9 protein-coding genes are annotated in these 11,587 nt (G+C 70.7%); 6 read left to right on the top strand and 3 right to left on the bottom strand.

Features of this window, described 5'->3' with window-relative positions; translation table 11 throughout:
- Positions 1-29: 29 nt before the first annotated feature.
- Together OG622_RS06010 and OG622_RS06005 are read right to left on the bottom strand one after the other, a co-directional pair.
- Complete coding sequence (locus OG622_RS06010) at positions 30-1,934, bottom strand: phosphatase PAP2 family protein (protein WP_371573954.1); 1,905 nt, start codon at positions 1,932-1,934, stop codon at positions 30-32.
- A gap of 96 nt (positions 1,935-2,030) precedes the next feature.
- Positions 2,031-2,945: a BadF/BadG/BcrA/BcrD ATPase family protein gene (locus OG622_RS06005; protein WP_371573953.1), complete on the bottom strand. Its 915-nt coding sequence runs from the start codon at positions 2,943-2,945 to the stop codon at positions 2,031-2,033.
- 243 nt (positions 2,946-3,188) lie between these two features.
- Here OG622_RS06005 and OG622_RS06000 point away from each other — a divergent pair, with 243 nt between their 5' ends.
- The 5 genes from OG622_RS06000 (at position 3,189) to OG622_RS05980 (ending at position 9,578) form a co-directional block, all read left to right on the top strand.
- Entirely contained in the window at positions 3,189-4,310 is a 1,122-nt protein-coding gene (locus OG622_RS06000) for an ROK family protein (RefSeq protein WP_371573952.1), read from the top strand.
- A 275-nt stretch (positions 4,311-4,585) separates the two neighbouring features.
- A complete protein-coding gene (locus OG622_RS05995; protein ID WP_371573951.1) occupies positions 4,586-5,908 on the top strand; it encodes an ABC transporter substrate-binding protein in 1,323 nt (440 codons plus the stop codon).
- Positions 5,909-6,037: 129 nt separating this feature from the next.
- The gene (locus tag OG622_RS05990) at positions 6,038-6,958 is read left to right on the top strand and encodes a carbohydrate ABC transporter permease (protein WP_371573950.1); all 921 of its coding nucleotides are present in this window, start codon (positions 6,038-6,040) and stop codon (positions 6,956-6,958) included.
- Entirely contained in the window at positions 6,955-7,857 is a 903-nt protein-coding gene (locus OG622_RS05985; RefSeq protein WP_371573949.1) for a carbohydrate ABC transporter permease, read from the top strand. Before OG622_RS05990 ends, OG622_RS05985 begins: the two co-directional genes overlap by 4 nt.
- A gap of 2 nt (positions 7,858-7,859) precedes the next feature.
- A complete protein-coding gene (locus OG622_RS05980) occupies positions 7,860-9,578 on the top strand; it encodes a hypothetical protein (protein WP_371573948.1) in 1,719 nt (572 codons plus the stop codon).
- Between the two features lie 344 nt (positions 9,579-9,922).
- On the opposite strand, the gene OG622_RS05975 is transcribed toward OG622_RS05980, so the two are convergent.
- A complete protein-coding gene (locus OG622_RS05975) occupies positions 9,923-10,576 on the bottom strand; it encodes a nucleoside/nucleotide kinase family protein (RefSeq protein ID WP_371573947.1) in 654 nt (217 codons plus the stop codon).
- A 90-nt stretch (positions 10,577-10,666) separates the two neighbouring features.
- Between OG622_RS05975 and OG622_RS05970 the strand changes: the two genes are divergently transcribed.
- Positions 10,667-11,545, top strand: a complete 879-nt coding sequence (locus OG622_RS05970; protein ID WP_371573946.1) for an ANTAR domain-containing protein — start codon at positions 10,667-10,669, stop codon at positions 11,543-11,545.
- The last annotated feature ends 42 nt before the right edge of the window (positions 11,546-11,587 follow it).

Below are 11,587 nucleotides of genomic sequence, written 5' to 3'. Positions count from 1 at the left end.
ACCCCCAACAGCCTTACTGGCAAGGGAAGTTACATCTTCCGCAGGCGGACCGACACACCGTTCGCCGTGACGACCTGCTCGGCCGTCCAGCCCTCGACGGCCACGGAGACCTCGGCGAACCGGCCCTGCAGCGACCGCGCCTCGATGACGGCCACCGTGTCGCCGGAACGCGGTGCCTGCTCGGCGTCGAAGCGGACCACCAGCCTGCTGCCCCGCTCCAGGACCGCGCGCCTGTCCACCGCGAGGGCCGGGTCGGTGCCCCGGTCCAGCGTCACGTCGAGGACGCCGGCCTGCGCGTAGTCGCCGCGTATGCGGACGCTGTGGTCGCCGGTGGCCAGCGTGCCGCCCTTCACCCGCAGGTCACCGCGGCCGAAGGCCTCCGTCGAGCCCGCCGCGAGGACGCCGGCCTCCACGACGGTGTCGCCCTTGTACCGGTTGGCGCCGGCCAGCGTCAGCGAACCGCTGCCCCGCTTGACGAGACCGCCCGAGCCGTCGATGTCGTTGCGCCAGGTGTCGGCCGCGTCGAAGCCGCCGAGCGCGGCGTCCAGCGTGACGGTGACGTCCGAGTCGAAGACGCCGTAGCCGTCCGCCGCCGCGAACAGGTTGAGTCGGCCCCACTGCTCCCAGCCGTCCAGCAGGACGTACCCGGCCGGCAGTGCGGTCGTGCGCAGCACCTCGCGCCGCTGCGCCGCGTCGAGGTACGGCAGGCGGGTCTCCAGCAGGACCTCGGCGCCCTTCGGCACGGTCAGATCCTCGCCACCGCCGCGCCGGCGCAGCACATACGCCAGCTTCGGCTCGACCACACGGGCGTTGGCCCGGCGGTCGGCGTACCGGTCGTCGGCGTCCGAGTGCGCGTAGTCGAACAGCGTGTCGGCGGTGGTGCCGGTCTTCGCCTGGAAGTACTCGGCGGCCTGCTTGCGCGCGGCGGCCTTGAGCGCGGCGTTCTTCGGGTCGGCGAGCGCGGCGGCGGCCAGCGCGGTGGCCATGACCCGGCCGCCGAGGACGTCGACCGTGGAGTGCATGCCGGACATGATCCGGGTGTGGCTCAGCTCGAAGGCGCGGGTCACGATCTCCTGGAAGCGCTCCGGGACCGCGTACGCGAACGCCAGCGCCGCCAGGTGGAAGGCGTTGGTGTGGCCGCTGGGGAAACCGCCGTCCTCGGCCGGGTTCTCGCCGCGCTGCCGCAGCAGCTGCGTCACGACGACGACCTCGGAGTCGTAGACGGGGAACCCGAGCTCGTCCTTCTCCCCGGTGTCGACGACCTCGCTGTCCTCGTTCATCCGCCACGGACGCGGGTACTGGAAGGTGAACTTGGCGGGGTTGCCCGAGGCGAACGGGCCGCGCACGGTGTCGACGAGTCTGGCCACCTGGCCGAGGTCCGAGTCGTACGAGCCGGCGCCCAGCGCGGAACCGGCGGGCGAGCCGGCGGGCACGGCGTCGTTGATCTTGGTGGCCGGGATGCCGTCGGGGGCGGCGGTGATCGAGGTGACCGCCTTGGCGCCCGAGCGGTACAGCCCGGCCAGCGGGCCGAGCGCGCCGATCATGGCGTAGCTCTGGTGCTGCCGGTCGTAGACGAACGCCTCGCGGGCCTGTTCCTCCGTACGGCGGCCGGTGAGGCGCGCGCAGTAGCGCATGTTGTCGCGCAGGATCTCCGGCAGCAGGGGGGTGCCGGTGTTCCAGGCGCTCCCTGTCTTCCAGATCTCGGCGAAGCCGCCGAGCGCGCGGACCACGGCGTTGGTCTCGGGGGTGAGGTTCGCCGTGATGTTGGTGGTGTAGTCGTCGACGAACGCGGCGAACGCGGTGGCGGCCTTGGCCTCGGGGGCCTGCCACAGGTTCGCGACGGTCGGAGCGGCGATCAGGCCGGCCGTGACGCCGAGGGAGTTCCGGAGGAAGACGCGGCGGTTGAGCGTGTGGTGCCCGGCAGATGACGGCATGGAGCGCCGCTCCTTTCGCGAGGTGGTGATCGGGTGCGGGCTGAGCGTGAGGTTGACGAATGACCGGTTGGTGTCCGGCCGGCGACCGGACGGTGATCAGCGGGTGACCGGTCGGAGGAGAGTACGTGAGAATGCCAACGCCCCTTCGACCGGGGGCACTTGGAGCACATGCGGTCGCGCGGACGGTACAGCGTCCAAGAGCGCTTCGGCGAATGCGGAGTACAGGGCGGGCCTGGAGAGGATCGTCCCGCCGGCCACCACCACGTCGTCCACCGCGACCCCGCGGGCGGCGAGCCGCGCCACGAGCGAGGCGAGCGCGCGGCCTCCGTCGGCGATCACCCGGTGGGCGAGGAGGGAACCCTCCTCGGCGGCCTCGAACACCACGGGCGCGTGCCGGCCCCAGTCGGCGGACAGGTCCGTGGCCGCCTCCAGCGCCCCGCCGAGAGCCGGGACCTCGCTGACCGCGAAGGCGGCGACGAGCCGGTCGGCGAGCGCGTCGGGCGCCTCGCCCCGGTCGTGTGCCGCCCAGACGGCACGGGCCGCCTCGCGGACGAGACCGGCGGCGCCGCCCTCGTCGCCGAGGACCGCCCCCCATCCGCCGACCTGCACCGTGGTGCCGTCGGCGGACCGGCCGACGGCCACGGAACCGGTGCCCGCGACCAGGCCCACGCCCCTGTCGAAACCGGCGGCGGGGGCGAGCAGTTCGGCGTCCCCCACCACCAGGCACGGCACCTGAAGCCGTTCCTGGAGGGCGAGACGTATCCCCTCGCACTGCCGGGGTGTCTCGCAGGCGTGAGCACCGACGGCCACGGCGGACGGGAGGGTGTGCGCGGGCAGCGCCTCCTCGACCAGCGTGGCCAGCCATGCGGTCGCGGCCGCCGGGTCGTGCGGCCGCCAGCCGCGGCTCGTGCGGACGTGATCGGCGACGGAGTCCGTCCCCGTGACAGCACGGAGATGGGTCTTGGTGCCGCCCACGTCGATACCGACCGCGACGGGCCCGGAGTCCTGCACGAAAGGCCTCTTTCGTCGTTGCGTTGCGATGGCGCAGCGACGGCTGGGCGAAACCGTGCCTGGACACACAGGGTCTGTGGGGGGGTGCTAGGGAAGCCCCGGGACGGGCCTCTGCTGGTGCGGTAGGCGAGTACCGCTTGACTTCGTTAGGAAATTAACTAACGAATTAGAGTGCGTCAAGGGTTAGGACCCGGTTACCGCACGACCGTGCGGCCGGATGATCGCGGCACGACTGGGGAGAGCATGCAACTGAGCGAGAGCGCCCGCGCTGTCTTCGCCGTACTGGCCGCGTCGAGCACCGCCACCCGCCCCCAACTGGCCACCGGGGCACGGCTTTCCAAGCCGACCGTCTCCACCGCCGTCGCGGAGCTGGAGGCCGCCGGTCTCGCCGCCCGCTCCGGCACCCTCAACGGCGGAACCGGCAGGTCGGCGGCCGTATACGATCTCGGCCCCGCCGCCGGCGCCGTACTCGCCGTCGACCTCGGACCCAGCGTCACCCGGGTCCGGGTCTGCGCCCTGGACGGCACGCTGCTCGCCGAGGGCACCGGCCTGCGGGCGGACACCGTCGACGTGGTCGCGGAGGCCCTCGCGGTGCTTTCGGCCGGCGCGCCGCTGCGCGCCATCGTCGTCGCCGTCGGCGACGTCACCACCCAGGGCCGGGAGGGCGCGGCCGTACGGCCCGCCACCGCCAAGGCCGGCCCCATCTTCGACGCCCTGACCGTGGCGCTCCCGCCGGGAGTGCCCGTCCACGTCGAGAACAACGTGAACTGCGCCGCCCTGGCCGAGCTGCACGAGGGCGCCGCCCGAGGCCGGGACACCTTCGGCTATCTGCGGATCGGCGTCGGCATCGGTCTCGGTGTCGTCATCGGCGGCCAGGTGCTGCGCGGCGCGAACGGCGCCGCCGGTGAGGTGGCCCGGCTGCCCTACCCGTGGGACGCCGACCGGGAACCACGCCACGAGGGCCTGGAGGCGCACATAGGAGCGGGTTCCCTGCTGCGCCGGGCGGCGGGCGCCTGGCAGGGCGTGGACGACCCATGCCCGGACACCGTCGACGGGCTGTTCGCGCTGGCCGACGCGGGACACGCCACGGCCTGCGCCGTCGTCGGCCGGCACGCCGCCGACGTGGGCAGACTCGCCGCCGCGGCGACCGCGGTCCTGGATCCCGGCCTGATCGTGCTGGGCGGAGCCGTCGGCTCCAAGCCGCGGCTCCTGCCCGGAGTTCGGGCCGAACTGGCCCGGCTGAGCTGGCCCACCGAGGTCGTGAGCAGCGCGCTCGGCGACAGCGGCACTGTCGTGGGGGCCAGTCGGCTGGCCGTGGCCCGGGGAATCCAAACCGTGACCGGAGGGGCGGCGGTGAAGCATTGACGGACTCCACCGGCATCTGCCAATGTCCGGACAAGCGCTTTCTAAGTCGGCCGGGACGCCGACTTGGGGTGAGCCTCCCGCCCGTACTCGACGTACGGCAACCGCACGAGGGCGTGCCCGTGCGGTGGCGGCCAGAAGGCCGGGGATCCCGCCCCGCGTGGACGACGCGGCCGGGCGAGGCCGCGCCCCCCGGAAAGCAGCTTTCCTGCAAAATGCACCCGTGCCGCCTCGGTCGGCGCCGTGCTCTGTCCCCTACCGAAAAAAAGGGATCGAAGATGACCACTGTGGGTGTGCGGCGCTCAAGCCGACTCGGCCGCGGCGGTATGCGCCGCCTGGCTCCCCTCGCTGCCGTTGCCACGGCAGGTGCCCTGCTGCTCTCCGCCTGCGGAGGGGGATCCGACTCGGGCGGGACCTCCAAGTCGCTGACGTTCTGGATCTCCACGGTTCCGGGGCAGGACGCGGGCTGGAAGAAGATGGTGGCGCAGTACGAGAAGGAAACCGGCGTCAAGGTCAAGCTGGTCAACATCCCCTACGACGGCTACGCGACGAAGCTGCGCAACTCCGCGCAGGCGAACTCGCTGCCCGACGTGGCGGCCGTGCCGGCGCTCGACCCGATCTGGTCGAACAAGCTGATCGACCTCAGCGACATCGCCAACAACAAGACGAACAAGATCAACGCCAACTTCGTCGCCAAGGACTCGTCCGGGAAGGTGCTGTCCATCCCCTCGGACGTCACCGCGTCCGGCATGTTCATCAACAAGTCGCTCTTCGAGAAGGCCGGCGTCGACTACCCGACCTCGCCCGACAAGACCTGGACCTGGGACGAGTTCATCAAGGCGGCGGACAAGGTCCGGGAGAAGACCGACGCCAAGTACTCCCTGACGTTCGACCAGTCGCCGTCCCGGCTGCGCGCCATGGTGTACGAGATGGGCGGGCAGTACGTCCACGCCGACGACTCCGGCAAGTTCTCGGTGGACGCGGCGACCAAGAAGGCCGTGAACACCTTCGTCGGATGGAACGACGACAAGACCATGCCGAAGTCGGTGTGGACCAGCGGCGCCGACCCGTCGGCCATGTTCCAGAGCGGTGACGTCGTCGCCTACTGGTCCGGCGTGTGGCAGGTCGCCGCCTACGCGGAGAGCATCACGAAGTTCGAGTGGGCGAGCATCCCGACTCCCGCCCAGCCGGTGCAGGCCAGTGACGTCAACAGCGGCGGCATGACGGTGGGCTTCAACAACAACGCCGACGCGGCCGCCGCCGCGGAGAAGTTCCTGTCCTGGCTGTACGAGCCCGACCACTACCAGGCGCTGTGCGAGGCCTCCGGCTTCCTGCCGGTCGAGACCGGTCTGAACCCGAAGTACCCCTTCAAGTCCGAGGCGGCGCAGGCGGCGTTCAAGCTCTACAACGAGTCCATCCCGCTCTACGACCCGATCTCCGGCTACTTCAGCGGCGCGCAGACGAACTGGGTGCTGAAGGGCAAGAGCCTCGCCGACGACCCGACCAAGGCGGAGCTCGGCAAGGCGATCAACGGCGAGCAGTCGGCCGACAAGGCCCTGCAGAACATCGTGGACGGCTACAACCAGCAGGTCGGCGGCTGAGTGTAGGCAGGCAGGCCCGGGCGGTGGGGTCGAGACACCGCCGCCCGGGCCCGCGGACCCCACTCCACGTGATGCCGGGCTCATGGCCTGAGCCCCCAGGACCCATTCCACCAGCACGGAGTCAGGAAGATGACAAAACGCGCCTCGGACGCTTCGGACGTGTCCGTGAGCCCGCCCAGGAGACGAAGCAAGTACACCCTCGCACCGCTCGTCCTCATCACGGGCAATGTCGTGCTCTTCGCGCTGTTCTTCGTCTGGCCGGCGGTGATCGGGCTCGTCTACTCCTTCACGAACTACACGGGCGTAGGGGCGTTCCAGTTCGTCGGACTGGACAACTACCAGAAGCTGCTCGGGGACTCGACCTTCTACGCCGCGACGACCCGCACGCTGCTGTACACCGTGCTCTTCGTTCCGCTGAACTTCGTGTTGTCGCTGCTCATCGCCAACGTGCTGGTGAGCAAGCACGCCAAGGGCGCGTCGGTCGCCCGCATCTTCTTCTTCATCCCGTGGCTGCTGTCGCCCATCATCGTGGGTGTCCTGTGGCGATGGCTGTTCGGTGAGAACTTCGGACTGGTCAACTACCTCATCGAGAAGGTCGGCGGAAGCGCCGTTCCATGGCAGTCGAACGCGGACCTGTCACTGATCGTGGTCGTGGTGGCGGCAGCCTGGGCCTGGACGGGCTTCTCCATGCTGCTGTTCATCGCGGCGATCAAGAACGTACCGACGTCGTACTACGAGGCGGCGGCGCTCGACGGCGCCGGTCCGTGGCGCCAGTTCATCAGCATCACCCTGCCGAGCATCGCCCCCACGTCCTTCATCGTCATCCTGCTCAACACGATCCACGCGATGAAGGAATACGCGGTGTTCGCCTCCCTCAACAACGGTGGACCCGGAACGTCGAACAACCTGCTTGTCCAGTACATCTACCAGACGGGGTTCAAGACGGGCCAGATCGGCTACGCGAGCGCCGCGTCGTTCGTGCTCATGCTCATCCTGATGGCCGTCGCGATCATCCAGATGATGGTCAACCGGCGGGTGGAGAACCGATGACAACCACAGACATGCCGCGCAAGGTCGACGCCGACTCCGTACGGGCCGTCTCCAAGAAGAGGCCCCGTGGCTCGGCAACCGGAGGGTTTCGGCGCGCGATCGCCCCGACGACTCTGCTGTGGGTCCTGGCGGGCCTCTACGGGCTGCCGGTGCTGTGGTTCGTCCTCAGCTCCCTCAAGCCGGCGGGAGACCTGTTCTCCCTTCCGCTGACGCTGTTCCCGGACGACCCCACCGTGTCGGGTTACAAGGAAGCGTGGGCAAGCTCCAACTTCTCCGGGTACTTCATCAACACGATCATCGTGTGCGTGATCGCGACGATCCTCACGGTGGGGGTCAGCTGCTGCACCGGGTACGCGCTGGCCAAGTACGACAACAAATGGCTCAAGGCCTTCTTCCTCTGCATCCTGGCCACCACGATGCTGCCGGCCGAGGTCATGCTCGCCCCGCTGTTCCTGGTGGTCCGCGACCTCGGCTTCTACAACTCGCTCTCCGGCATCATCCTCCCGGCCCTGCTCACGGCGACCGGCTGCTTCATGTTCCGCCAGTTCTTCCTGACAGTCCCCGACGAACTCATCGAGGCCGCCCGCATCGACGGTGCGAAAGAGCTGTCGATCTTCATGCGGATCATGGTGCCGCTCTCCCGGCCCATCATGCTGACGCTCGCCATCCTGTCGTTCCAGTGGAGGTGGAACGACTACATCTGGCCGCTGCTGATGCTGAACGACCCCGAGAAGTTCACGGTGCAGATCGGCATCCAGAGCCTCGTCGGCGCGCAGAACATCAACTGGTCGGTGCTGCTCGGCGGATCGGTCATCTCCATGGTCCCGCTGATCGTCGTCTTCCTGGTGTTCCAGAAGTACGTCATGAACGCCGACATCAACGCCGGACTGAAGGACTGACCTTGCCCACCCCGCTCGACCACGAGTTCGTCCGGTCGGCGGCCCGCGCCGCCGACCGGCTGGCCGCCCCGCTCGCGGCCCGCCCCGACGAGGAACCCGCCGGTGTGCCGCACCGCGGCCTGGCGCGGCGGGTCAAGACCCTGGTCGCGGCATACCGTTCCCCGGACTCCGCACTGCACGGCAGCGGCCAGGCCGTCGCCGCCATGACGACCCACCTCCGCGCCCTGCGGGCCACGCAGACCACCACCGGCCTCTTCGCCGGCGGCGACAACGTGCAGTCACCGCCGGACTCCGCCTTCACCGTCAACGACGTGTGCGACGCGCACGTCCTCGCCGCCGGCGCGGGGCCGGAACTGCGCGACGTCACGGCCGCGCTCGCCGAGATCGCCGGCGCCGCCTTCGGCAGTCTCCTGACGGGTGGGGTGCACACCCCGAACCACCGCTGGGAGCTGTGCGCGGCGCTGGCCCGGCTGCACCGGTCGTTCTCGGACGACCGGCTGCTCGACCGCGTCGAGGAGTGGCTCGCCGAGGGCGTCGACATCGACGCGGAGGGCCTGTACTCGGAACGGAGCGCCAACTACGCGGCCCACGTGTCCAACCCGTCGCTGCTGCTGCTGGCCGAAGTGCTCGGCCGCGCCGACCTGTTGTACGCCGTCGAACGCAATCTCGCCACGACCCTGGACCTGGTCAGGCCGGACGGCACGGTGGAGACCGTCCACTCGCGACGGCAGGACCAGAACCACCCGTTCCCGCTGGCGCCCTACCTCCCGCACTACCGGCTGCTCGCGATCCGCACCGGCCGGGGCGACTTCGCCCGGGTGGCGCGGCTGGCGGCCGTCGGCGGTATCGACGACCCCGACCTGCTCGCCGAGACCCTCCTCACCCCGGACCTGTGCCGCGCCCTGCCGGCCCCGACCGCGGAGACCCTTCCGCGCGACCGGTACCTCACCAGCGCACGCCTCGCCGCACGCGCCTCGGCCACCGCGCACACGGTGGTGTACGGCGGCTCCGACGTGCCCGAGCACCGGCGTATCCGCTCGGGCCTCGCCTGCAACCCCACCTTCCTGCGCCTGTTCGCCGGCGACGCCGTCCTCGACGCGGTCCGTCTCTCGCGGGGGTTCTTCGACCTGGGCCCGTTCCGCGCCGCCGAGATGCGACAGCCCGCCGACAACCGGTACCGGCTCACCGAAACCCTCACGGCCTCCTACTACCAGCCGCTCCCGAAGGACGAGAGGCGGGACGACGGTGTCTACCGGCTGGTGGACGACGGACGTTTCTCGGCCTCGATGGCCTTCCCGGACCGGCCTCGGGACGAGGTCTCCCACACGACCCGCGTCGAGGTGGACCTGCGGGAGGACGGTGCCGACCTGCGGATCGACATCAGCGGACCCCGGGTGCCCTGGTCCCTCGAACTGACCTTCCGGCCGGGCGGCGTGCCAGAGGGCGCCGTACCGATCGGCGACGGACGCTGGTGCCTGACGAACGGGCCGATGACCTACCGGGTCGGTGACGACGAGATCCTGGTCGAGGCCGGCATCGAGGCAGGCGAACCGCTTGCCGGGCCGGACCGGAGCGAGGTACTGCGGTACGACCCGGGTCAGGACTACTCCGTGGTGGGCGGCACCGATGCGACGACCGGGAACCGTGTCTACATCGGTGGACTCGGCCCGCACACCCTGACCGTCGCACTGCGCGCCCGCCGGCTTGCACCCGTCGTGTGACTCCGCCGAACCACGCCATGGCCACCCCAGGCATGAAGGGCTGATCCCGGTGCACCTCACGTCCCCTCCCGTGCACCTCACGCACCAGCGCGGCCCTCTGCACGACCTGCCCGACACCCCCGAGGCGTACGACGCGGTCCTCGCCGACGTCGTCGAGCAGGCCCTCGCGCGTCACGCCCGAGGGCAACCTCGAACACCCCGAGAGTCCACACGGAGGCGTTCACGGCCGTGATCGGTGACCCGGCGGGCGACGAGCGGGGCGAGCCGACCCTGACGCTCCGCGCCTGAACACCGGCCTCACACCAGCAGCCCGACGTTCCTGACGACGTCGGGCTGCTTCATGTCTACGCCTCCACCGTCGGCATCGCCGACGCCGGCACCACCAGGTCCGCGCGACGCCTGCTCGCCGCCACCAGGCCGGCATTGCGCTGGTCCGTGCCGAGGACCCAGGCGACCGCCTCGTCGTGTCCCTTGCCGAACTCCACGTGCCGGGCGACGAGACGGCGTACCCGCTCGGTCTCGTCGAGGTCGCAGAACCAGACCTCGTCGAGATGGGAGCGGACGCGGGTCCAGGGCCCGTGGTCCAGGAGAAGGTAGTTCCCCTCGGTGACGACAAGGCGGGCGGTGGGCGGCACCGGGATCGACCCCGCGACGGGCTGCTCCAGAGTGCGTTCGAATCCCGGCGCGTAGACGACGTCGTCCTCGTCACCGCGCAGCCTCGCCAGCAGCGCCGCGTAGCCCGCCGCGTCGAACGTGTCCGGCGCGCCCTTGCGGTTCCGGCGGCCGAGGCGGTCGAGTTCCGCGTCGGCGAGGTGGAAGCCGTCCATGGGGACATGGGCGACCCAGGGTTCGCCGTCGCCGTTGAGGCCCCGGGTGAGCCGCTCGGCCAGGGTGCTCTTCCCCGCGCCGGGGCTGCCGGCGACACCGAGCAGGGCCCGGTGGCCGGGGCGGACCAGGGAGGCCGCCCGGTGCAGCAGATCGTCGAAGGTCAGGGGCATGCGGACGACGGTAGACCCGATCGGGCGTACTCGGGCCGGTACCGGGCAGACGGGCACTGCTGCCGGAGCGAGCAGAGCGGAAGGTGCCGGATGAGCGCGAGACCCTGGTCGGAGACTGACGGCGAGGACGAGGTGGTACGGGAGGAACTGGCGCGGCTGCGCGCCGAGGTACGGCAGCTGCGCACCCGGACGGAAGGCAGGCCCCTCATCGCCGAGGCCCAGGGCATGCTGCGGGAGCGTTATGCGCTGCCGGACGGCGAGACCGCGTTCGCGCTGCTGCAGCGGTCCTCGCAGCAGTACAACGTCAAGCTGCGCACCCTGGCCGAGGCTGCGGTGAGCGTGCCGCGCCCGGACGGCCGGAGCGCCCTGTGGTTTCCCGGCCGGGCCCGTCAGGCGGAGCCGGCACTCAGCTTCGCGGAGGCACGCGACCGCCGTGTCGGACGCGGCAACCGGAGCGAGGTCCTGACTGCCGCCCTCAGTCAGACCCTCTCCGTCGTCGGCACCGACATGGGCAACGTGCAGATCGTCGACCGGGCCAAGGGCGGACTGCGCATCGAGCGGCACACGGGACACACGGAGGACTTCGTCGACTTCTTCGCGTACGTCGGCGAGGAGGGCACGTCCTGCGCCAAGGCCGCGCGGGACGTCGCCCAGGTCACCGTCCAGGACGTGGCGACGGACCCGGTGTTCACCGACGACGCCCGCGCGGCGATCCTGCACGCGGGCAGTCGCGCCTGCCACAGCGTGCCGCTGACCACGTCCTCCGGACGGTGCGTCGGTATGGTGTCGGCCCATCTCGAACGCCCGCTGCGGGGTCTGACACGCCCCCAGCTCAAGGCGTTGACCGTCGTGGGTGCCGAAGCCGGCGAGTGGCTGTCCTGGTACGACCGGACCGTCGTCCTCGACGCCCTCGAACACCTCCACACCCTCGGCCGCGCTCACGGCGGCGCCCGCATCAGCCGACGATGACCGGTCTTCCACCGGCCCGGCCCACTGACTTCCGCCGCGCGG

The sequence above is a fragment of the Streptomyces sp. NBC_01314 genome (assembly GCF_041435215.1).
GTDB lineage: Bacteria > Actinomycetota > Actinomycetes > Streptomycetales > Streptomycetaceae > Streptomyces.
Note: the sequence above shows the minus strand (reverse complement) of the source record. Positions and strands in the feature narration are given on the sequence as shown.

Excerpts from the sequence above, each read along its gene's own strand:
- OG622_RS06010 (WP_371573954.1), bottom strand. The coding sequence starts at position 1,934 with ATGCCGTCATCTGCCGGGCACCACACGCTCAACCGCCGCGTCTTCCTC.
- OG622_RS06000 (WP_371573952.1), top strand. The coding sequence starts at position 3,189 with ATGCAACTGAGCGAGAGCGCCCGCGCTGTCTTCGCCGTACTGGCCGCG.
- OG622_RS05995 (WP_371573951.1), top strand. The coding sequence starts at position 4,586 with ATGACCACTGTGGGTGTGCGGCGCTCAAGCCGACTCGGCCGCGGCGGT.
- OG622_RS05990 (WP_371573950.1), top strand. The coding sequence starts at position 6,038 with ATGACAAAACGCGCCTCGGACGCTTCGGACGTGTCCGTGAGCCCGCCC.
- OG622_RS05985 (WP_371573949.1), top strand. The coding sequence starts at position 6,955 with ATGACAACCACAGACATGCCGCGCAAGGTCGACGCCGACTCCGTACGG.
- OG622_RS05975 (WP_371573947.1), bottom strand. The coding sequence starts at position 10,576 with ATGCCCCTGACCTTCGACGATCTGCTGCACCGGGCGGCCTCCCTGGTC.
- OG622_RS05970 (WP_371573946.1), top strand. The coding sequence starts at position 10,667 with ATGAGCGCGAGACCCTGGTCGGAGACTGACGGCGAGGACGAGGTGGTA.